This window comes from Streptomyces sp. KPB2, assembly GCF_003950055.1.
Taxonomy (GTDB): Bacteria; Actinomycetota; Actinomycetes; order Streptomycetales; family Streptomycetaceae; genus Streptomyces; species Streptomyces salinarius.
In genome coordinates, this window is sequence record NZ_CP034353.1 from 2,759,026 (window position 1) to 2,779,426 (window position 20,401).

A 20,401-nucleotide genomic window follows, 5' to 3' on the forward strand; every position below is an offset into this window, starting at 1 on the left:
GCCCCGGTCAGAGGCGGGCCCAGGTGGCGCGGTCCCGGGCCGCGGCGTGCAGGGCCTCCACGTCGGCCGGTTTCAGCATCCCGCCCGTCCGGGCCAGCTCCGGCAGCTCCCCGTCGGTGAGGACGCGCACGGAGCGGGGCGGAACGCCGAAGCTCACGTGGGCCGGCTCGACGAGGACGAGGACGGGGCGCACCTGCGCCGTCAGGGCGTAGGAGGCCCGGTCGGCGTCGGCGCGGACCCGGCGCAGCAGGGGAAGCGGCGCGCGGCGGCCCGGCGTCACCAGGGGGTCGTCGATCCGCACCCGCTGTCTGCGGGCGGGCAGCACGTGGAGGGCGAAGAGGCCGCCGGGCCCGATCAGCAGGTGGTGGACGCGGTCGCCGCCGGGCAGCGGGAGGGAGTGGAGGGTGTGCCAGCCGGCGCCGTCGAGGCGGTCGAGTGCCTCCCCCGTCGCCTGCTCGGCGGCGAGCGCGCGGCGGCGCGGGTCGGGGCGCAGCCGGTGCGCCGGTCCGGGGTCGCGCTCCAGGGCGACCAGGAGCGCCTCGCCGGGGCGGTTGGGGGCGAGGTCGTCGTCCGGGTGGAGGGAGAGCCGGGCCAGTTCGGCCGGGGTCGGGACCGGGGGCGGGCCGACGGCCACCTGGCCGGTGAGGAAGGGGGCCAGGGCCTGCAGGACCTCGTCCCTGCGGTCGTCGCTCAGCAGGTTGACGCGGGCCGCCTCACGGTCGTACCAGGCGACGTTCCCGCCGTCCGGGAGGCAGACGTAGAGCCGTTCCCGGCCGTGCCGCCAGGTCGGTACGACGCGCAGTCCGTCCACGCACAACACCCCCTTCCATGGGACCAGGAGGGGTGCTGCCGGGGCAAGAACCCGGATACCTTTGGGTGGAGTTGGGCAGGCCCTGGGCGGGACTGGGGAGGTGCCTTTGCGTACCCGTGGGAAAGGTCCGGACGTGCCGGCCCCGGACCGGCCGTGGGACGAGATCGTGCCCGGGCTGTGGATGGGCGGGCACGAGTTCCGGCCGGCGGCCGGGCGGCTGGAGTTCGCCGTGGTGCGGGACGAGTTCGACCTCGTGCAGACGCTGCTGCGGCTGCCCGGGCACGGCCCGGACGAGGGTGTCGAACACCATGTGTGGCCCATCCCCGACGGCCCCCTGGACGGCACCCAGCTCGCCGGGGTGATCCGGCTGGCCCGGGCGGCGGGCGAGGCGCTGGACGGTGGCCGGAAGGTCCTCGTCCGCTGTTACCACGGCTACAACCGCTCCGGTCTCGTCGTCGCGCACACGCTGATGCGCCGGGGCCGCGGCGCCGAGGACGCGATCCGGCTGATCCGCTCCCGGCGCTCGCCGTGGGCGCTGCACAACGACCTGTTCGTGGCGTATCTGCGGGCGGGTCTGCCCACCGTGCGGCAGCTGGAGGAACTGGCCGAGTAGCCCCGCGGGCCCGTGCGCACGCAAAATGGCCTTCCGTACGAGAACGCGTACGGCGACGCCCGCTGCCGCGCGGCCGAGCCGACGCCGATCGCCGTTCACCGATCGCCGGTCCCGGACCCCAGGAGTGCAGTGCCCCCGAGCCGCCGCGGGCGCCCCGCCCGAGTCCCCGCCGCCCTCGCGCTGCTCCTGGCGACCGCGGCCGCCGCCGGTGCGCTGGCCGCCTGCGGGGACACCGGCGGTCTGCGCGCCGCCGGGGCGACGCCCGCCGCGCGGAATCCGGCCCGGCTCTGGCCCGGGCTGACGCCGGCGTCCAGTCCGGCGTACGACATCGGCGAGGTGGAGCACGCGGTGGTCGAGGGCGTCGCCGTGCCCGGCGGCGACATCCGCAGGGCGGACCCGGTGGCCGCGGTGGGGGCCGAGATCGCCGCGCACCCGGACGACTACGCGGGCGCGAAGGCGCCGTACCACGAGACGTCCGTGCGGATGGCGGACTGCGGCGCGGACGGGGCCGGGGAGGGCCGCTGCCCGGTGCTGCGGCCGTACTACCGCGACCTGACCGGCGACGGGCGCCCCGAGATGACCCTGGGGTTCCGGCTGCTGCCGGAGAAGCTGACCGCCGTGCGCGTCTACACCGTCGAGAAGGACCGGCTCGTGCGGGTCATGTCCTACGAGGACGCCGTGAGCGCGGTCGAGCTGGCCGGGCGGACGGTGATCGTGCGTTCGCCCTCGGAGGTGGCCGGCTACGAGTACCGCTTGCAGTGGACCTGGGACGCCGATCAGCGGGCCATGCTGCTGACCAGCGACGAGATGCTGCGCACCGACGACGGCGGACGGCACACGAAGCGTCCGTCCACGTCGCCGTCCCCCTCGCCCTCAGCCTCGTCCTCGCCTGCCTCCGCCTCGCCGTCCTCCGGTTCGTCGTCCCCGGCGGGCGCCCGGTGAGGCTCGCCCTTCCCCGGTGGGCCGGACCGCTCGCGGTGCGGGCGGCCGTGTTCATCACCGTGATGTGCTGCGCGCTCGCCGCGCTGCTCGGCGTCCTGGTGCACGTCTCGGTGACCGACCGGACCGTCGGGCAGGCGCGTGACGTGGCCCTGTCCCGGCTGCGGGACGCCACGGAGGCCTACGAGGCGGGCGACCCGCTGCGGCGCGGGGCCGGCCTCGATCCGCCGGGGCTGCCGCCTCGACTGCGCGAGCTGGCCGTGTCGGGCCGGCGCGGCACGATGGTCGCCGAGTACGAGGGGCGCCCCACGATGTGGGCGGCGGGCCCCGCCGACGGCGGCCGGGCGCTGGCGGTGCGGGTCGACCATTCCCAGGGTCAGGCCACCATCGACGGTCTGGACGGCACGCTGGTGTGGGCGTCGGCGCTGGCGATCGGGGCGACGCTGCTGGTCGGCGCCTTCGCGGTGACGCGGGTGACGCGCCGGCTGCACACGACGGCGCGGGTGGCGCGGCGGATCAGCGCCGGGGACCTCGACGCCCGGGTCGGCGATCCGCGCGCGCAGGATCCGACGCGCGCGCAGGACGAGGTGGCGTCGGTCGCCGCCGCGCTGGACTCGATGGCGGCGTCGTTGCAGGGCAAGCTGCTGGCCGAACAGCGCTTCACCGCCGACGTGGCGCACGAGCTGCGCACCCCGCTCACCGGCCTGCACGCGGCGGCCGAGCTGCTGCCGCCGTCCCGCCCCACCGAACTGGTGCGGGACCGGGTGGCGGCGCTGCGCACGCTGACCGAGGACCTGCTGGAGATCTCCCGGCTGGAGAGCGGGCGGGAACGGCCGGCGACGGAGCCGGAGGAACTGGGCGCGCTGGCCCGGCGGGTGGTGCGGGGCTCGGGCACGGACACCCGGGTGGTCGTCGTACGGGACGCGCGGGTGGAGACCGACCGGCGGCGCCTGGAGCGGGTGCTGGGCAACCTGGTCGCGAACGCGCACCGGCACGGGCGGGCGCCGGTGGTGCTGACCGTGGACGGTGCGGTGATCACCGTGCGGGACCACGGGGACGGCTATCCGGAGTACCTCCTCGCGCACGGGCCGCAGCGCTTTCGCACCGAGGGCGGGACCAAGGGGCACGGACTGGGGCTGACCATCGCCCTGGGGCAGGCCGAGGTGCTGGGGGCGCGGCTGGAGTTCACCAACCCGCCGGACGGCGGGGCGCTGGCCCGGCTGACACTGCCTCAGCAGCCCTGACCACGACACCTTCCCCGATGGCTCAGTGCGGCGGGCGATGCGTCCTGGGCGCTCCTAATGTGGCGGTTAGTCATCCGAAGACACCCGAAGACACCCGAAGACACCTGAAAACCCGTTCGCTCCCGGGAGGTACTCCCATGTCGCTCGTGTCCGCACCGCCCTCGCGCTCTCCCCTGGTCCGGGGCCTCGCCACCGCCCTCGCGGCCGGCGCGCTCGCCACCGCCGTCGCCGTCACGCCCGCCGTCGCGAACGACGACTGGGGCGGCGGCGAGACGGGCTCCACGTCCGGCGTCACCGGAGGCGGAAACGGCGGCGACGCGTGGGGCGGGGGCGACGACCGCCAGGAGCAGGGCCGCTACCGGGGCGTCGTGACGGCGAACCGGCTCGCGCTGCACACCTCGCCGACCCGCGGTTCGGACGTCATCCGCTACGCCCGCCGGGGCGAGGTCGTCTCCATCTACTGCAAGACGCCCGGCAGCAAGGTGCAGGGCAACCCCCTCTGGTACCTCCTCACGGACGGCACCTGGGCCTGGGGCGCGGCCCGTTACATCGACAACATCGGCCCCGCGCCGCGCTGGTGCTGAGCAAGACGGCGCGCAGACCACACCATTTGGGTAAGTTCCGGACATGACCAAGGCCGGAACCGGAACCGGACTCACCGTGGCACAGGCGGACACCCCCGCTCCCGTCGCCCGACTCCCCCGGCGCCGGGGCGTCGAACTCGCGCTGATCCTGATGGCCGTCCTGCTGTCGGTGTTCGGCTACTGCAACGTCGGTCTCGCGCAGCACGACGCCCTCCCGCCCGGCGCCGCCGGTTACGGCGCCGGGCTCGGGGTGCTCGCACTCCTCGCCCATCTGGCGGTACGGCTGCGCGCCCCGTACGCGGACCCGCTGCTGCTGCCCATCGGCGTCCTGCTCAACGGCCTCGGCCTGGTGCTGATCTACCGGCTCGACCTGGAGACGCCGGGCGACCGGGCGGCCCCGACCCAGCTGGTCTGGTCGACGCTGGGGGTCGCGCTGTTCATCGTGGTCGTCCTGCTCCTGCGCGACCACCGCGTCCTGCAGCGCTACGCCTACGTGTGCGTCGCCGCCGCGCTCGCCCTGCTCACCGTGCCGATCTTCTTCCCGGCGGTCAACGGCGCCCGCATCTGGATCCGGATCGAGGGCTTCTCCATCCAGCCCGGCGAGTTCGCCAAGGTGCTGCTCGCGGTGTTCTTCGCCGCCTACCTGGCCGCCAACCGCAGCGCGCTGGCGTACGCGGGCCGCCGGGTGTGGCGGCTGCAACTGCCCACCGGCCGGGTCCTCGGCCCCATCGTGGCGGTGTGGCTGGTCAGCGTCGGCGTCCTGGTCCTGGAGCGGGACCTGGGCACCTCGCTCCTCTTCTTCGGCCTGTTCGTGGTCCTGCTCTACGTCGCCACCGGCCGCACCGGCTGGATCGCCGTCGGCCTGGTGCTGGCCTCGCTGGGCGCGGTGGCCGTGGGCTGGCTGGAGCCGCACGTGCACAGCCGGGTGGAGGACTGGCTGCACCCCTTCGCGTCCATCGAGGCGGGTCAGGGGCCCAACCAGCTGGCCCAGTCCCTCTTCGCCTTCGCGGCGGGCGGGGTGACCGGCACCGGTCTCGGCCTCGGCCACTCCGTGCTGATCGGCTTCGCCGTCAAGTCGGACTTCATCCTGGCGACGGCCGGGGAGGAGCTGGGCTTCCTCGGCCTGACCGCCGTCTTCCTGCTGTACGGGCTGCTGGTGGAGCGCGGCTACCGGGCGGGCCTGGCCGCCCGCGACCCCTTCGGGCGGCTGCTGGCGGTCGGGCTCTCCTCGATCGTGGCGCTCCAGGTGTTCGTCATCGCGGGCGGGGTGACCGGGCTGATCCCGCTGACCGGGATGGCGATGCCGTTCCTGGCGCAGGGCGGGTCCTCGGTCGTCACCAACTGGGCGATCGTGGCACTGCTGATCCGGGTGAGCCACGCGGCCCGGCGCGGGACGCCCTCGTGACCCGGAACATCCGGCACGCGGCCGTCTTCTGCGCGCTGCTGCTGGTCGCGCTGGTGGTCAACGCGGCCCGGGTGCAGATCGTGCAGAAGCCGGAGTACGACGACAACCCGGCCAACCGCCGCCCCGACATCGCCCGCTACCAGCAGCCGCGCGGCGACATCCTGGTCGGCGGCAAGGCGGTCACCGGCTCCCGGGACACCGGCGAGCACCTGCGCTTCGAGCGGACCTACGCGAACGGACCGATGTACGCGCCGATCACCGGCTTCGCGTCGCAGGCGTACGGGACGACGTTCCTCGAGCACGCCGAGGACGGCCTGCTGTCCGGCGCCGACCCGATGCTCGCGCCGCTGCCGCTGTGGAACGACGTCACGGGCGCCCACAACCCGGGCGGCGACGTCGTGACGACGATCGACGGGGCCGCGCAGCGGGCGGCGTACGAAGGGCTCGGCGGGCGCAAGGGGGCGGTGGCCGCGATCGAGCCGGCCACGGGCCGCGTCCTGGCCCTGGTCTCCACGCCGTCCTACGACCCGCAGTTGCTGTCCGGCAACAGCGCGGCCGCCACCCGCGCCTGGAACCGGCTGAACGCCGACCCGGACAAGCCGATGCTCAACCGGGCGGTGAGCCGGACCTATCCGCCGGGTTCGACGTTCAAGGTGGTCACCGCGGCGGCGGCGCTGGACGCGGGCGTGATCCGCGACCTGGACGCACCGACCCGCTCCCCCGACCCGTACACCCTGCCCGGGACGCGGACGAAGCTCACCAACGAGGCCGACGGGTGCCTCGACGCCTCGCTGCGGGAGGCGTTCGAGTGGTCCTGCAACACGGTGTTCGCCAAGCTCGGCGTGGACGTGGGCGTGCGCGGCATGACGGCGATGGCCGAGGCCTTCGGCTTCAACGACGACGGGCTGCGGGTCCCGTTCCCGGTCGCGCGGTCCACCTTCGACACGACGGTGGACCGGGCGCAGCTGGGCCTGTCGTCGATCGGCCAGTACAACACCCGGGCGACGCCGCTGCAGATGGCGATGGTGGCGGCGGCGGTGGCGGGCGGCGGCCAGGTGCGCTCGCCGTATCTGGTGGAGCGGACGCTGCGGGCGGGCGGCAGCCTGGTGGCGGCGGCCGGGTCGCGTCCCTCCCGGGAGGTGATGCGGCCCTCGACGGCGGCCCTGCTCAAGGAGCTGATGACGGGCGTCGTGGCCAACGGCACCGGCGCGAAGGCCGCGATCCCGGGGGCCACCGTGGGCGGCAAGACCGGCACCGCCCAGCACGGCGTCGGCAACTCGGGCACGCCGTACGCGTGGTTCATCTCCTGGGCGCGGGGCGAGGGGGACATGGAGCCGAAGGTCGCGGTGGCGGTGGTGGTCGAGGGCTCGGCGGCGGACCGGGAGGGCATCAGCGGGGGCGGTCTTGCGGCGCCGATCGCCCGGGGGGTGATGGAGGCGGTGCTCGCTGGATGAGACGGGGGTACCGCCTCCCGAGCGGCCCGACCTAACGTTCGGTCCATGACTGACGACGCCGTGTACGAACTCGCCCAGGTCAACATCGCCCGCCTCAAGGCCCCGCTGGACTCACCGCAGTTGAAGGACTTCGTGGACGCGCTCGACCCGGTGAACGCGTCCGCCGACGCGGCGGACGGTTTCGTCTGGCGCCTGCAGAGCGAGGGCGGCGACGCGACCGACATCCCCGTCTTCGGCGACTCCTGGCTGATCGTCAACCTGACGGTCTGGCGGGACGCGAACGCGCTGACGGCATTCATGTACCAGGGGCGGCACCGGGAGATGCTGGCACGGCGGCGCGAGTGGTTCGAGCGGCTGGCGGAGGCCGTCACGGCCCTGTGGTGGGTGCCGGCGGGCCACCGCCCGACGGTCGCGGAGGCCGAGTCCCGGCTGCTCCACCTGCGCACCCACGGACCGACGCCGTACGCCTTCACCCTGCGGACGTCCTATCCGGCGGGGGCGTCGGAGCCCGTACTCGGCGAGGTGCCGGAGGGGCTGGGCTGCTCGCGCTAGGAACCTGAACACGTCTCACTTCTTTACTCGTGGTCAACAAGTTCCGCGCAGGGGATTGACGAGCTTGCTGACACGCAGTCTCATAAGACGCAGCACGCTGGAGTGACCGCGGGTAACACGATCCGTTCGACGAGGTGGGACACAGCCATGACGACCCTGACGGAAGCCGACGCGCTCGAGGGCCTGCGCGACGCGCTCGGCCTGCTCAAGGACCGGGAGCAGGTGGCCGAACGGCTGCTCGACTCGTCCGCCAAGCACTCCTTCGACCCGGACAAGGAGCTGGACTGGGACGCGCCGTTCGAGGACGGCAAGTGGTTCTGGCCGCCGGAGCTGGTGTCGCTGTACGACACCCCGATGTGGCAGCGGATGAGCGAGGAGCAGCGCATCCTGCTCTCCCAGCACGAGGCCGCCGCGCTCGCCTCGCTCGGCATCTGGTTCGAGCTGATCCTGATGCAGCTCCTGGTCCGGCACGTCTACGACAAGGCGGCGACGAGCGCCCACGTGCGCTACGCGCTGACCGAGATCGAGGACGAGTGCCGGCACTCGAAGATGTTCGCCCGGCTGATATCGCGCGGCGAGACCCCGTGGTACCCGGTGAGCCCGGTCCACCAGCACCTCGGCCGCCTCTTCAAGACGATCTCCACCACGCCCGGCTCCTTCACCGCCACGCTGCTCGGCGAGGAGGTCCTGGACTGGATGCAGCGGCTGACCTTCCCGGACGAGCGGGTCCAGCCGCTGATCCGGGGCGTCACGCGCATCCACGTCGTGGAGGAGGCCCGGCACGTGCGCTACGCCCGTGAGGAGCTGCGCCGGCAGATGGTGACGGCCCCGAAGTGGTCGCAGGAGTTCACCAGGGTCACCTCCGGCGAATTCGCCCGCGTCTTCTCCAAGGCCTTCATCAACCCCGAGGTCTACACGAACGTCGGCCTGGACAAGCGGGAGGCCCTGGCCCAGGTCCAGGCCAGCGGCCACCGCAAGGAGATCATGCAGACCGGCGCGAAGCGCCTCACGGACTTCCTGGACGACATCGGCGTCCTGCGCGGCGCCGGCCGGAAGCTGTGGCGGTCCTCGGGGCTGCTGGCGTAAGCCCCTCAGCCGCCCCGCGGCGCCGGGCCGCGCGGTTACCCTGCGGACATGAATCCGCAGGCCTCCACCCCCGCCTACCGCCGCCTCAGCGTCGAAGAGCGCCGCCTCCAGTTGCTGGACGCGGCGCTCGCCCTCTTCGCGCACCGGCCCCCGGAGGAGGTCTCCCTGGACGACGTGGCCGAGCAGGCCGGGGTCTCCCGGCCGCTGGTGTACCGGTACTTCCCCGGCGGCAAGCAGCAGCTGTACGAGGCCGCGCTCGGCTCCGCCGCCGACGAGCTGCGCCTGTGCTTCGACGAGCCCCGCGTGGGCCCGCTGCTGGCCCGGCTCTCCCGCGCCCTGGATCGCTACCTCGCCTTCGTCGACGAGCACGACACCGGCTTCAGCGCCCTGCTGCGCGGCGGCAGCGTGGTCGAGACCTCGCACACCTCGGGCATCGTCGACGGCGTACGCCGGGCCGCCGCCGACCACATCATGAGCCACCTGGACGTCGCCGAGCCCGGCCCCCGGCTGCGGATGACGGTCCGGATGTGGATCACGGCGGTGGAGGCGGCCTCGCTGATCTGGCTCGACGAGGACAAGCAGCCGCCCCTCGACGAACTGCGGGAGTGGCTGGTGGAGCAGTTCCTCGCCGTGCTGACGGTCACCGCCCGCCGCGACCCGCAGACCGCGGCCCTGGTCGAGGCACTGTCGGCGGACCTCTGACACCGGACGCCGGCCACCGGCCCGGCGCCGGCCACCGCCGCCGCGCCGATCGCCGACACTGGTCCCGTGAAGAGCGAAGACACCCCCTTCGAGGGCGGCCCCATGGACGGACGCGTGCTGCCCGTCCTGGTCGGGATGACCGGGCACCCGCCGAAGACGTACCGCATCCCCGTACCGGACCCGGACGGCGGCCCGCCCACCGTGCTCGTGTACCGCAGGGAGCCCCGGGACCCCCGGGGCGGGCTGCGGTTCGCCCGGTGGAAGTACACGTACGACCCCTCGGGCCGGAAGGGCTCCGACCGGAAGTGGCCGTGGTCGAAACCGGACCGCCCGGCGACCGCCGATCCAGACGCCACGCCGCACGGCAAGCCGGACGACGCGGACGGGTGACCCCGTTGCGCCGATCCGCGCACACTCGGCGCGCGAAGCCCGCGCACCCGCCACATGCTCGCCGTGCGAGGCGGACCCACCGCCTCGCACGGGAGGTGATGAGGTGTCAGGAAGGCTGTTGCGTCTGGCGTGTACGGCGGCGCTCGCGGCCGGGATCGTCCTCGCGCCCGTGCCCGCCGCCGCCGAACCGGCACCCGCGACGACCGAAGACCGCACCGTGGCGGGCCTGCTGACGGACCTTCAGCGGCTGTACCGGGAGGCGGAGCGGGCCACCGAGACCTACAACGGCACCGAGGAGCGCCTGCGCAAGCAGCGCGCCGAGGTGCGGCGGCTGGACAAAGAGCTGGCGCGGGCCCGCACGTCCCTGCACGACAGCCGCGGCGCGGCCGGACGGCTGGCCCGGCAGCAGTACCAGAACCGCAGCGACCTCTCCCCCTACCTGCGGCTGCTGCTGGCCCGCGACCCGCAGCACGCGATCGACCAGGGTCATGTGATCGGCCGGCTGGCCCGGGAACGGGTCGAGACGGTGGGCCGCCTGGCGGGCGACGAGAAGAAGGCCGAGGAGCTGGCCCGGCGCTCGCGCGAGGCGCTGGCCCGGCAGGCCTCCCTCGCCGAACGCCAGGAGAGGGAACGGGACGGCGTGCGCGAACGGCTGCGCGCCGTCGAGGAGCTGCTCGCCTCGCTCACCCCCGAGCAACTGGCCGCGCTGGCGGAGCTGGAGCAGAGCGGGATCGCCGAGCAGCAGGAGCGCTTCCTGGCCTCCGGCGCGCTCGGCGACGACGCCAAACCGTCCGCCGAGGGCGACCGGGCGGTGCGCTTCGCGGTGGAGCAGCTCGGCAAGCCGTACGAGTGGGGCGCCGAGGGCCCGGCGTCGTACGACTGCTCCGGGCTGACCTCGGTGGCCTGGGAGCGGGCGGGGACCCCGATCCCCCGGACCAGCCAGGAGCAGTGGGCGCGGCTGGAGCACGTGCCGCTGGATCGGCTGCGCCCCGGTGACCTGGTCGTGTACTTCCCGGAGGCCACCCACGTGGCGCTGTACCTCGGCGACGGCATGGTCGTCCAGGCACCCCGCCCCGGCGCCGACGTCAAGGTCTCGCCGATCGCCGCCAACCCGGTGCTCGGCGCCGTACGGCCCGACCCCGGCGGGGAGCCCGTACGGCGCTACACGCCCCCGAGGCTCCCCGCGGGGGCGACGGACGGGTCGGACGAGGGGTACGCGGCCTCGGGGCCCGCTCGGTGACTTCGGCCCCGCGGACGGCGGACGCCGAAACGGCAGCCGTGCCCATGCGCTCCGCGGGCGTGTCCGCGCCCGCGAGAGACGGAGGACCCGTGCGCCGGTGTCGCCGCGCCGCACGTCGTCCGCCCGGCCCGGCGGCATCGGAGTCAGCGACGAACGCGGCGCGTGTCCGCCGGGTGATTGCCGGGTGTTCCCCCGCCCGGCCGCCGGAAACCTACGCGCCCGCGGCGCCCGAGACCTCGGCCAGGTAGCCCTCGGTCTTCGCCGGGTCGTAGAAGAAGTTCTCGAAGTCCGACGGGTCGTTGAAGCCGTTGGCGAAGCGGTCGGCGATGGGCTGGAGCTGCGTCGCCGCGCCGAACAGGTTGAGGATGTGCTCCGGCGGCGGGGCCAGCATGGTGTTGGTCCACTTGGTGACGTGCTGGGCCGTCTCCCAGTAGCGGTCGAAGGTCTGCTGCATCCAGGCCTCGTCGAACTCCTTGTCCCCGTGCTCGATGATCGACGCGAGGTAGGAGGCGGCGCACTTGGACGCGGAGTTGGAGCCCTGGCCGGTGATCGGGTCGTTGGCGACGACCACGTCGGCGACGCCGAGGACCGCGCCGCCGCCGGGGAGGCGGCCGACCGGGTTGCGGACGGTGGGGGCGTAGCGGCCGGCGAGGGTGCCGCCGGCGTCGGTCAGTTCGACCTTGGTGGCCCGCGCGTACTCCCAGGGGAGGAACTTCTCCATGAGTTCCAGGGTCAGGGAGAGGTGCTCCGAGGGGTCCTTGACGTCCTTGAAGGCGTCCAGCGGGCCGCCGGGTATGCCCTCCCAGAACAGGATGTCGGCGCGGCCCGAGGTGGTGAACGTCGGCATGATGAACATCTCGCCGACGCCGGGCACCAGGTTGCAGCGCACGGCCTCCGTCTCCGGGTGCTCGGGGCGCGGGCCCATCCCGTGGACGTAGGCGACGGCGAGGGCGCGCTGCGGCTCGCTGTAGGGCGACCGCTCCGCGTCGCGGCCGAACATCTGGACCAGTTCGCCCTTGCCCGCAGAGACCAGGACGAGGTCGTAGGCGCGGGAGAAGTAGTCGAGGTCGCCGACGGCCGCGCCGTGGATCACGAGCTGGCCGCCGCGCTGGGCGAAGGTCTCCATCCAGCCGGCCATCTTCACCCGCTGGTCGACCGACTGCGCGAAGCCGTCGAGGCGGCCCAGCCAGTCGATCGCGCGCTGCGAGGGGCCCGGGTCGAAGGAGCCGGGGGCCGCAACCGAGACGCCGAGTCCCTCGATCTTCGGGGCCTGGGACTCCCAGAAGTCCAGCTGGAGATCGCGCTCGTGCTGGAGCGCCGTGTGGAACATGCACTGCGTCGACATGACCCGGCCGGTGCGGATCTCGTCCGCGGTCCGGTTGGACATCAGGGTGACCTCGTAGCCGTGCGACTGCAGGCCGAGGGCGAGCTGGAGACCGGACTGGCCGGCTCCGACGACGAGTATCTTCCGCATGCGGTTTCCGTCTCCTGGTCGAGGGCGTCTGAGCGAGGGCGTCTGGACGAGGGTTCGTCTACTCGGGTGTTTCGTCGAGCGCGTGGCCCACGAGGGACAACAGCGTCTCGATGGCCGAGATCCGACGGCGCGCATCCATGATCATGACAGGTACGTGCGCCGGGATCGTCAGCGCCTCCCGCACGTCCTCCGCCTCGAACAGCTCGCTGCCGTCGAAGTGGTTGACGGCGACGACGTACGGCAGGCCGCAGCTCTCGAAGTAGTCGAGGGCCGGCCAGCAGTCCTTCAGACGCCGGGTGTCGGCCAGCACGACGGCGCCGATCGCGCCGCGCACCAGGTCGTCCCACATGAACCAGAACCGCTGCTGGCCCGGGGTGCCGAACAGGTAGAGCACCAGGTCGTCGTCGAGCGTGATGCGGCCGAAGTCCATGGCCACGGTGGTGGTGAGCTTGCCCGGGGTGGCGGTGAGGTCGTCGGTCTCCTCGCTCGCCTCGGTCATCAGCGCCTCGGTCTGCAGGGGCGTGATCTCCGAGACGGCGGTGACCAGCGTGGTCTTGCCGACGCCGAACCCTCCCGCGACGACGATCTTCGTGGCGACCGGAGCGCGGGTGGGATCCGTCTGCCAGGGCTGCACGGGCCCGTCGGTGTCGACGAGCGGGGGGACGCCGAACGCGGCGGCGTCAGAGACGACGGAGTCCACTGAGCACCCTTTCGAGCAGTGCGCGGTCCGGGCGGCCCGTGCCGTGGCCGGTCCCGGTGCCGTACACACGGATCTTTCCCTGGTCCGCCAGGTCGCTGATGAGGACGCGGACCACGCCGAGCGGCATCTTCAGCAGCGCGGCGATCTCGGCCACCGTACGCATCCGACGGCACAGTTCGACGATGGCCCGCATCTCCGGCATCACGCGGGAGGTGAGGCCACCGTTGGTCAGTTCCTTGCGCTCCTCGGCGGCTTCGAGCGCGGCGGTGCCGGCCGTGGCGCCGACGAACGTCTCGACGAGCAGGACGTGACCGAAGCGGGTGCGTCCGCCGGTGAGCGAGTAGGGGCGTACGCGGGCCGGTTTGCGGTCGGCGCCGCGCACGGGGAGGTTGCCCCGGCCGTTCTTGCCGGGTTTTCCGGGACTGCTGCTCATCGGGCGCTCCCCGTCGGCTGGGACGACTCGGACGACTCCGACTCCAGGGACTTGCGCAGTTCGGTGCGGAGTTCGGGGGTCAGGACGTGGCCGGCGCGGCCGACGAAGAGCGCCATGTGGTACGCGACGACGCTCATGTCGCACTCCGCGGAGCCGTGCACGCCGAGCAGCGAGCCGTCGCTGATCGACATGACGAACAGGCTGCCCTCGTCCATGGCGACCATCGTGTGCTTCACCGTGCCGAAGTCCATCAGCCGGGCGGCGCCGACGGTCAGGCTGCCGACGCCGGAGACGACGGTGGCGAGGTCGGCGGCGGAACCGCGCGGGCCCGCCCGGGGGGTCTCGCGGACCTGCCGGGCCTCCTCGTTGCGGCCGGGGTCGGAGGACAGGAGCAGGAGCCCGTCGGAGGAGACCACGGCGACCGACCGGATGCCGGGCACCTCCTCGACGAGGTTGGTCAGCAGCCAGTGGAGATTGCGGGCTTCACTGCTCAGTCCGAAGGTACTGGGCGCGGTCAACTGCTTGCCTCCTCGACAGTGCCCCCCGTGGCTTCTTCGGTTGTGTCCGCCGCGGCGTCCGGCGCCGGGTTCTGTCCGGTGCGGTCGGCGATCTCCGCCTCGACGTCCCGGCGTCCGGCCTCCGCCCCCCGGCGGAATCCGCCCAGACGCCGGCGGAGCGCGTCGGCGTCGACGGAACCCGACGTGCGCGGGCGCGGCACCGCGGCGGGGGCGGTGAGTTTCGGGGTCCGCTTGGGCAGGCCCTTGTCGGTGACGGGGTCGGACGCTTCGGCCCGGTCCGGTGCGGGGTCGTCGGCGCGGGTCGGTTCCGGGGCGGCCACGGGGTCGGGAACGACCGGCGTGGCCTGCGCGGCCGGTGTGTCCGGTGCGTCCGGTGTCCGGGCCGCGCCCTCGTCCGGCGTGCGGTCGTGGGCGTCGGGGCCGATGGCGTACGGGTCGGAGGCGGGCTCGGTCCGGTTCTCCGGGTCCGCCAGGGCCGGGAGGAAGAGGGCCATCGTCGCGTCGTCGGGGAGGTCGCTGCCGGGGGCGGCCCCCTTTGTGGGGAGTGCCGCCTCCCGCCCGGGCTGCTCCGGGTCGGACCCGTCCACGGGTCCCACGGCCGAGGCCTCGCGACCGTCGTGCTCCAGGCTCTCGCTGCCCGGGCCGGCGGTCGGCTGGCCCTCGGTGCCCGAACCGGTCGTCGCGCGGCTCTCGGTGTCCGGGCCGGTCGCCTCGCGGGTAACGGTCTCTTCGTGCCCGGACTCCGGGCCCAGGGCCGCCTGGCTCAGGGTGTCCCGGCTCCCGGTGTCCGGGCTGGCGGTCGGCTGGCTCCCGGTGTCCGGGCCGGCGGTCGGCCGGCTCGCGGTGTCCGAACCGGCCGTCTCGCGGCTCGCGGTGTCCGGGCCGGTCGCCTCGCGGCTCGTGGTCTCCTCGTGCTCGGGCTCCGGGCCCGGGGCCGTCTGGCTCGGGGTCTGTCGGCTGCTCGTCGCGGAGTCCGCGGGCTCTCGGTTCTGCGTGTCCGGGGCGGGTTCCGTGTGCGGCGTGTCCGGGGCCGATTCGCCGGGGGACGCGTCCGTGTCCGCCCCGGCGCGGCGTACGGCTTCCTCCGCCGACGCCACCAACGGGTCGGGGTCGGCGTCCTCCGGGGCGGGCGGGGCCGCCTGTTCGGACTTCTCCGCCCGCCCGTGCAGGACGTTGGAGTTGGCCTCCGCGTCGGCGCCGGGCAGGGTGAAGGAGCCGGTGCCGTCGGAGACCGGCACGGTCGGGGCCAGCGCGGCCGGCGGGGCCGCCGCGAGCAGGGGGGCCGGGAGCACGACGACGGCCGCGACGCCGCCCTGCTTCTGCTCCCGCAGCCGCACCCGCGCCCCGTGCCGATGGGCGAGCCGGGCGACGACGTAGAGGCCGAGGCCGAGACCGTCCTCGCCCTCCTCGCCCTCCCGCTCGTACGGCGCCTCCGGGTCGAAGTCGGTGAGGCGGGCGTTGAGCCGCTGGAGGCGTTCGGTGGCCATGCCGATGCCCTCGTCCTGGACGGAGAGCATCACCTCGCCGTTCTCCAGCAGCCAGCCGGAGACCTCGACGGGCAGGTCCGGCGGCGAGAAGGAGGTGGCGTTCTCCAGGAGTTCGGCGAGCAGGTGGGAGAGGTCGTCGGCGGCGAACCCGGCCACGTGGGCGTGCGGCGGCAGCGCGGCGATGCGTACCCGCTCGTACCGCTCGATCTCGCTGACCGCGGCCCGGACCACGTCGACCAGCGGCACCGGCGAGGCGCTGTGCTGGACGTGCTCGGTGCCGGCCAGGACGAGGAGGTTCTCGCTGTGCCGGCGCATGACCGTGGCGAAGTGGTCGAGCTTGAACAGGGTGGCGAGCCGGTCCGGGTCCTGCTCGCGCTCCTCCAGGCTCTCGATGACGGCGAGTTGCCGCTCGACCAGGCCGAGGGTGCGCAGCGCGAGGCTGACGAAGGTGGAGCCGATGCTCTTGCGCACCACCTCCAGCTGGGCGGCGGACTCGGCGAGTTCGGCGCGCAGTTCCTCGCGGGCGTCGGCCATCTTCTGCCGCTGGCCGACGAGGTGCTTGCGGTCGGACTCCAGCGTGGCGACGCGCCCGGCGAGCGTGGCGGCGTGCGTGTGCAGGGCGTTGACCGACCGGACGACCTGGGCGAACTCGTCGTTGCGGCCGGTGAAGGCGACCGGCTCCTCGGCCGTCGGGTCCTCCGCGCCGGCGAGCCGGGCCGAGCCGCGGCGCAGGACCGACAGCGGGCGGGTGAGGGTGCGGGCCAGCGCGGTGGCGATGCCGACGGCGAGCAGGATCAGGGCGCCGAGGACGGCGATCCGGATCTCCAGCGCGGTGACGTCGTCGTCGCGCAGCTGCTCCAGGGCCTTGACGCGCTTCTCGTACAGGGCGGCCTCGGCGCCGCGCATGGCGTCGACGCGGGCGGAGAGCGCGGCGTCCAGCCGCTTGGTGCTGGTGCGCAGGTCGCCGTCGGAGAGCGTCGGCTCGTCGGTGAGGCCGGCGAGGTACTTCTCGGCGGAGTTGACGTCGGGTCCGGCGACGGTGGCGTCGAAGCTGCTCCGCGCCTCCTTGGGGGCGCCCTCGCGGAAGTCGGCGAGGGCGGCGTCGGAGCGGACCCGGGCCTGCTGGGCGGCGGCGGAGAGCACGTCGCGCTGCTCGGCGTCAGCGTCCGAGGTGGTCGACGTCTCGGTGGGCAGGCCGGTGATCGGGTCGATGACGGTCTGGGTGGTGCTGGGCACGTTCAGGGCCGCCAGCAGCAGTCCCCGGGTGGCGGCGGCCTGCTGGACGGCGGTGTCCAGCTCGGCCAGCGCGTACGCGCCGGAGCCCGCGCGGGGCGGCATCTCCTCGCCCAGCTTCTCGGCCAGGGCGTGGAGTTCGGTGATCGCCTCCGAGTACGCCTCGTGGGCTTCGAGCGCCGTGCTCTTGCCGGTGAGTGCGGCCCGGCGCAGCGCGGCGACGGCGTCCAGGTCCTCGCGCAGGGAGGCGGGCGTGTCGGGGTCGGCGCGCAGTTCCTCGACCTGGCGGTCGACGCGGGCGCTGCGCTGCTCGGAGGGCGCCTTGGACTTGGGGCGGCCGGCCGCGATGTACGGGGTGACCTCGTCGCGTTCGTCGGCGAGGGAGTGGGCGAGGGTGAGCGCGCCCTGGGTCTGCTCGGCGAGCGTCACCAGTGCCTGGGAGTCGTGCAGTTGGCCGGAGGCGGCCACGACCGACGGTGCTCCGGCCCCGGCGACGGCGGCTGCCACGACCGCCACGGCGACGATCAGGCGGTTGCGTACGTGGGTGGGGCGGCCCTTGCCGACGGGGGCCTGCGGCGGCGGAGGGGTGGAGGTTCCGGCGGTGCCGGAGGTGTGCTCCGCGCTCCCCGCGGGGGCCGTCTGCTTGCCTGTGCGACGAGGCCGCGTCTTCTGCACCGGTGCTCGCATTCCTGACTCGTGTACCCGTGGGCCCGGGTGGCGCTCCGTCAACTGGCCGGTCGGGGGCGCGGGCACCCTCCGCCGGACGTCGGCACGTTCCCCGGCCGGCAGCGCGTCGGGCGGGGAGACCGTGTGAGCGGGGCAGGCCCCCCACCGGTTCCCGACCCTCCCAGTGCCGGTGGGCGGTGAGCGCGCATCATCCGACCCGCCACCCGAAGGAGTGAACCCCGAAGGGAAGTTGAGGGGCAAGTTCCCCTGGCTCGTGCCGCACGGTCGCGCGGCGAGCCGGTTGGACGTCTGCGACGGGCGGTGGCACTATGTGCCGCCGCGCGCCGCCGGAGGATGGAATTCCCTCCCAAATCCGGCGCCTGACCTGCGTCGCCTCGCCGATTCCGGGAGAAGTCGCGGAAGGTGCCAGCCTTTTGCGAACGCTGTGAAGGGGTCGTGCAGACTGGCCGGATGCGTACGGAACTCGTCTCGGAACCAGGCCTGGCCGACCGGCCCAACGAGGACTTCGCGAGCGTCGGACTACCGGCCTCGGGGCAAGGTGGTTCACTCGTCGTGCTGGACGGCGTGACCCCACCCCGGACCGCGACGGGGTGTCTGCATTCCGTGCCCTGGTTCACGGCGCGCCTGGGTGGAGCACTGACCGAACTGACCGTTTCACTCCCGGATCTTCCCCTCGCCGACGCGCTGTCCCGCGCCCTCGCTCGTACCGCGGCGGCACACGCGGAAACCTGTGACCTTTCTCACCCGCGTACGCCGCAGGCAACCGTGGTTCTCGCCCGCTGGTCCCCGGCCGCGGTCGAGTACCTGGTGCTGTCCGACTCGGCCCTGCTCCTGGAGGCCCCGGACGGCACGCTCACGCCCGTCCTGGACGACCGGCTGGCCCGGCTGCCCCGCTCGGCCCTGGCGACCGACGCGATGATCGACGCCCGGCTGCGCAACAAGGAGGGCGGCTTCTTCACGGCGGCGGCCGATCCCGGGGTGGCGGCGCGGGCCGTGACGGGGACGCTGCCGCGCGAGGGGGTGCGGTCGCTGACGGCGCTGACGGACGGGGCCGCGCGGTGGGTGGAGACGTTCGGGGAGGGCGACTGGGCGGACTGCCTGGCGCTGGTGCGCAAGCAGGGCGCGCAGGCCCTGGTGGACCGGGTGCGGGAGCTGGAGCGCGCGGACGCGGCGGGCGACCGGGCGTTCCTCGGGCGCGGCAAGGCGCACGACGACGCGACGGTGGTCCACGCCGAGCTGTGAGAGGGACGGAGCGCGCCGGTGCTACTTCTCCATCCCCCGGTTGAGTTCGTGCAGCAGCCGGGCCAGTTCGGTCACCTCGCGCGGGTCCCAGTCGGCGAGCCGGCGGGCGTACCGGGCGCGGCGGGCCTCCCGGACCCGGCCGACGCGTTCCTGGCCCTCAGGGGTGAGCTTGACCAGCCAGGCCCGCCCGTCGGCGGGGTCGGGCTCGCGGGCGACGAGGCCGAGCTCCTCCAGCGCACGCAGCTGGCGGGACATCGTGGCCTTGCCGACGCCGATGAAGGCCGCAAGGTCGGTGGCGCGCTGGCCGCCGCACTCACCGAGCCGGACCAGCAGGCCGTACGCCGACGACTCCAGGTCGGGGTGGACCTCCCGGGCCATCTCGCCCTGGTTGGCCCGGGCCCGCCGCAGCAGGACCGTCATCTCCCGCTCCAGGGCCAGGAACTCCGGTTGGTTCACACCACTGCCGGACAGGTGGGATTCAGCTCCGCGACCGCCGCCGTTCCCGTCTTCGTGCACGTCAGCCCCTGCCTCGATTTTCCGGTCCTGAAAGTTTCCGCCACCGGGCGCCATCGCCGCAGCTCGCCAAGTATTTCGCAGGCTTAGACCAACGGCGGCTTCCGGCCCCTCTTCCCACCCCCGGTTCTACGTGCGTAGCGTCTTCACCGGACCCCCGAATGGCATGCGCACGCCATCCTGTTCCTCCATGTCGTCCATGGGTCCTCCCCACTCGCGCACCCCCACCGAGCACCACCGAGCCATCGGAGGGCACGTCATGCTCGTGCACAGATCCGGATCGGCCCGCGGACGTTTCGCCGTCACCGGGATCCTGCTCGCCGCGTTCTCCCTCGTGTTCACCCTTCCCGCCGACGCGTCGTCGTCCGCCGACGTCCCGCCGCGCGGCTCCGCCCACATGGGCATGGGCGTCGCGGCCCACGACGGCGAACACGGCACCCCCGTACCGGGCCGCGCCGTCCAGACCGAGGGCGTCGACGTCTCCAGCCACCAGGGCAACGTGGCCTGGTCGACCCTGTGGAACAGCGGCGTCAAGTGGGCCTACGCCAAGGCCACCGAGGGGACGTACTACACCAACCCCTACTTCGCCCAGCAGTACAACGGCTCCTACAACGTCGGCATGATCCGCGGCGCGTACCACTTCGCCACCCCGGACACGACGAGCGGCGCCACCCAGGCCAACTACTTCGTCGACCACGGCGGCGGCTGGTCCCGGGACGGCAAGACGCTGCCGGGCGCGCTCGACATCGAGTGGAACCCGTACGGCGCCACCTGCTACGGCAAGTCGCAGAGCGGGATGGTCACCTGGATCCGCGACTTCCTGAACACCTACAAGGCCCGTACCGGCCGGGACGCCGTGATCTACACGGCGACCAGCTGGTGGACCCAGTGCACCGGCAACTACGGCGGCTTCGCCTCGAACAACCCGCTGTGGATCGCCCGGTACGCCTCGACGGTGGGCACGCTGCCGGCCGGCTGGGGCTACTACACGATGTGGCAGTACACGTCGTCGGGACCGACGGTCGGCGACCACAACAAGTTCAACGGCGCACTGGACCGCGTCCAGGCGCTCGCGAACGGCTGACGCACGACGC

The 20,401-nt window shown here is 73.6% G+C and carries 20 protein-coding genes; 13 read left to right on the forward strand and 7 right to left on the reverse strand.

Features of this window, described 5'->3' with window-relative positions:
• Nucleotides 1-7 precede the first annotated feature (7 nt).
• Entirely contained in the window at nt 8-811 is an 804-nt protein-coding gene (locus tag D1J63_RS11860; RefSeq protein WP_125628866.1) for a nuclease-related domain-containing protein, read from the reverse strand.
• 106 nt (nt 812-917) lie between these two features.
• Between D1J63_RS11860 and D1J63_RS11865 the strand changes: the two genes are divergently transcribed.
• From D1J63_RS11865 to D1J63_RS11915, 11 genes are all read left to right on the forward strand, one after another.
• Nucleotides 918-1,424 (forward strand): dual specificity protein phosphatase family protein, encoded by a 507-nt coding sequence (locus tag D1J63_RS11865; protein WP_164712807.1) that lies wholly within the window; start codon nt 918-920, stop codon nt 1,422-1,424.
• 129 nt (nt 1,425-1,553) lie between these two features.
• Nucleotides 1,554-2,366 carry a hypothetical protein gene (locus D1J63_RS11870; protein WP_125628868.1) on the forward strand — a complete coding sequence of 271 codons (813 nt, stop codon included), beginning with the start codon at nt 1,554-1,556 and terminating at the stop codon, nt 2,364-2,366.
• Nucleotides 2,363-3,607, forward strand: coding sequence for a HAMP domain-containing sensor histidine kinase (locus D1J63_RS11875; protein ID WP_125628869.1), 1,245 nt, complete (start codon nt 2,363-2,365; stop codon nt 3,605-3,607). The genes D1J63_RS11870 and D1J63_RS11875 overlap by 4 nt, the downstream gene beginning before the upstream one ends.
• Nucleotides 3,608-3,744: 137 nt before the next feature.
• Nucleotides 3,745-4,191: an SH3 domain-containing protein gene (locus D1J63_RS11880; protein ID WP_125628870.1), complete on the forward strand. Its 447-nt coding sequence runs from the start codon at nt 3,745-3,747 to the stop codon at nt 4,189-4,191.
• 43 nt (nt 4,192-4,234) lie between these two features.
• A complete protein-coding gene (locus D1J63_RS11885) occupies nt 4,235-5,596 on the forward strand; it encodes an FtsW/RodA/SpoVE family cell cycle protein (protein WP_164712808.1) in 1,362 nt (453 codons plus the stop codon).
• The gene (locus tag D1J63_RS11890) at nt 5,593-7,050 is read left to right on the forward strand and encodes a penicillin-binding transpeptidase domain-containing protein (protein ID WP_125628871.1); all 1,458 of its coding nucleotides are present in this window, start codon (nt 5,593-5,595) and stop codon (nt 7,048-7,050) included. The genes D1J63_RS11885 and D1J63_RS11890 overlap by 4 nt, the downstream gene beginning before the upstream one ends.
• A gap of 45 nt (nt 7,051-7,095) precedes the next feature.
• Complete coding sequence (locus D1J63_RS11895) at nt 7,096-7,602, forward strand: DUF3291 domain-containing protein (protein ID WP_125628872.1); 507 nt, start codon at nt 7,096-7,098, stop codon at nt 7,600-7,602.
• A gap of 147 nt (nt 7,603-7,749) precedes the next feature.
• Nucleotides 7,750-8,688, forward strand: a complete 939-nt coding sequence (locus tag D1J63_RS11900) for a diiron oxygenase (RefSeq protein WP_125628873.1) — start codon at nt 7,750-7,752, stop codon at nt 8,686-8,688.
• A gap of 48 nt (nt 8,689-8,736) precedes the next feature.
• Nucleotides 8,737-9,390, forward strand: coding sequence for a TetR/AcrR family transcriptional regulator (locus tag D1J63_RS11905; protein WP_125628874.1), 654 nt, complete (start codon nt 8,737-8,739; stop codon nt 9,388-9,390).
• Nucleotides 9,391-9,456: 66 nt separating this feature from the next.
• Nucleotides 9,457-9,780: a hypothetical protein gene (locus D1J63_RS11910; RefSeq protein ID WP_125628875.1), complete on the forward strand. Its 324-nt coding sequence runs from the start codon at nt 9,457-9,459 to the stop codon at nt 9,778-9,780.
• 103 nt (nt 9,781-9,883) lie between these two features.
• Nucleotides 9,884-11,020 carry a C40 family peptidase gene (locus tag D1J63_RS11915; protein ID WP_125628876.1) on the forward strand — a complete coding sequence of 379 codons (1,137 nt, stop codon included), beginning with the start codon at nt 9,884-9,886 and terminating at the stop codon, nt 11,018-11,020.
• 211 nt (nt 11,021-11,231) lie between these two features.
• On the opposite strand, the gene D1J63_RS11920 is transcribed toward D1J63_RS11915, so the two are convergent.
• Genes D1J63_RS11920 through D1J63_RS11940 form a run of 5 tightly spaced genes read right to left on the reverse strand, consistent with a single transcriptional unit; the run spans nt 11,232 to nt 17,540 of the window.
• Nucleotides 11,232-12,494, reverse strand: coding sequence for a styrene monooxygenase/indole monooxygenase family protein (locus D1J63_RS11920; RefSeq protein WP_125628877.1), 1,263 nt, complete (start codon nt 12,492-12,494; stop codon nt 11,232-11,234).
• Nucleotides 12,495-12,552: 58 nt separating this feature from the next.
• The gene (locus D1J63_RS11925; protein WP_164712809.1) at nt 12,553-13,194 is read right to left on the reverse strand and encodes an ATP/GTP-binding protein; all 642 of its coding nucleotides are present in this window, start codon (nt 13,192-13,194) and stop codon (nt 12,553-12,555) included.
• Nucleotides 13,175-13,627: a DUF742 domain-containing protein gene (locus D1J63_RS11930; RefSeq protein WP_102928170.1), complete on the reverse strand. Its 453-nt coding sequence runs from the start codon at nt 13,625-13,627 to the stop codon at nt 13,175-13,177. The genes D1J63_RS11925 and D1J63_RS11930 overlap by 20 nt, the downstream gene beginning before the upstream one ends.
• Complete coding sequence (locus tag D1J63_RS11935) at nt 13,624-14,145, reverse strand: roadblock/LC7 domain-containing protein (protein ID WP_164712810.1); 522 nt, start codon at nt 14,143-14,145, stop codon at nt 13,624-13,626. Before D1J63_RS11935 ends, D1J63_RS11930 begins: the two co-directional genes overlap by 4 nt.
• Nucleotides 14,142-17,540, reverse strand: a complete 3,399-nt coding sequence (locus tag D1J63_RS11940) for a nitrate- and nitrite sensing domain-containing protein (protein WP_125628878.1) — start codon at nt 17,538-17,540, stop codon at nt 14,142-14,144. Before D1J63_RS11940 ends, D1J63_RS11935 begins: the two co-directional genes overlap by 4 nt.
• Before the next feature lie 462 nt (nt 17,541-18,002).
• Here D1J63_RS11940 and D1J63_RS11945 point away from each other — a divergent pair, with 462 nt between their 5' ends.
• On the forward strand, nt 18,003-18,794 hold the full coding sequence (locus D1J63_RS11945; protein WP_125628879.1) for a protein phosphatase 2C domain-containing protein: 792 nt from the start codon (nt 18,003-18,005) through the stop codon (nt 18,792-18,794).
• Nucleotides 18,795-18,815: 21 nt separating this feature from the next.
• Here D1J63_RS11945 and D1J63_RS11950 read toward each other — a convergent pair whose 3' ends face one another.
• On the reverse strand, nt 18,816-19,310 hold the full coding sequence (locus tag D1J63_RS11950; RefSeq protein ID WP_061442572.1) for a MarR family transcriptional regulator: 495 nt from the start codon (nt 19,308-19,310) through the stop codon (nt 18,816-18,818).
• 256 nt (nt 19,311-19,566) lie between these two features.
• Between D1J63_RS11950 and D1J63_RS11955 the strand changes: the two genes are divergently transcribed.
• Entirely contained in the window at nt 19,567-20,391 is an 825-nt protein-coding gene (locus tag D1J63_RS11955; RefSeq protein WP_125628880.1) for a lysozyme, read from the forward strand.
• The last annotated feature ends 10 nt before the right edge of the window (nt 20,392-20,401 follow it).

Excerpts from the sequence above, each read along its gene's own strand:
- D1J63_RS11880 (WP_125628870.1), top strand. The coding sequence starts at position 3,745 with ATGTCGCTCGTGTCCGCACCGCCCTCGCGCTCTCCCCTGGTCCGGGGC.
- D1J63_RS11885 (WP_164712808.1), top strand. The coding sequence starts at position 4,235 with ATGACCAAGGCCGGAACCGGAACCGGACTCACCGTGGCACAGGCGGAC.
- D1J63_RS11895 (WP_125628872.1), top strand. The coding sequence starts at position 7,096 with ATGACTGACGACGCCGTGTACGAACTCGCCCAGGTCAACATCGCCCGC.
- D1J63_RS11900 (WP_125628873.1), top strand. The coding sequence starts at position 7,750 with ATGACGACCCTGACGGAAGCCGACGCGCTCGAGGGCCTGCGCGACGCG.
- D1J63_RS11905 (WP_125628874.1), top strand. The coding sequence starts at position 8,737 with ATGAATCCGCAGGCCTCCACCCCCGCCTACCGCCGCCTCAGCGTCGAA.
- D1J63_RS11920 (WP_125628877.1), bottom strand. The coding sequence starts at position 12,494 with ATGCGGAAGATACTCGTCGTCGGAGCCGGCCAGTCCGGTCTCCAGCTC.
- D1J63_RS11930 (WP_102928170.1), bottom strand. The coding sequence starts at position 13,627 with ATGAGCAGCAGTCCCGGAAAACCCGGCAAGAACGGCCGGGGCAACCTC.
- D1J63_RS11945 (WP_125628879.1), top strand. The coding sequence starts at position 18,003 with ATGCGTACGGAACTCGTCTCGGAACCAGGCCTGGCCGACCGGCCCAAC.
- D1J63_RS11955 (WP_125628880.1), top strand. The coding sequence starts at position 19,567 with ATGCTCGTGCACAGATCCGGATCGGCCCGCGGACGTTTCGCCGTCACC.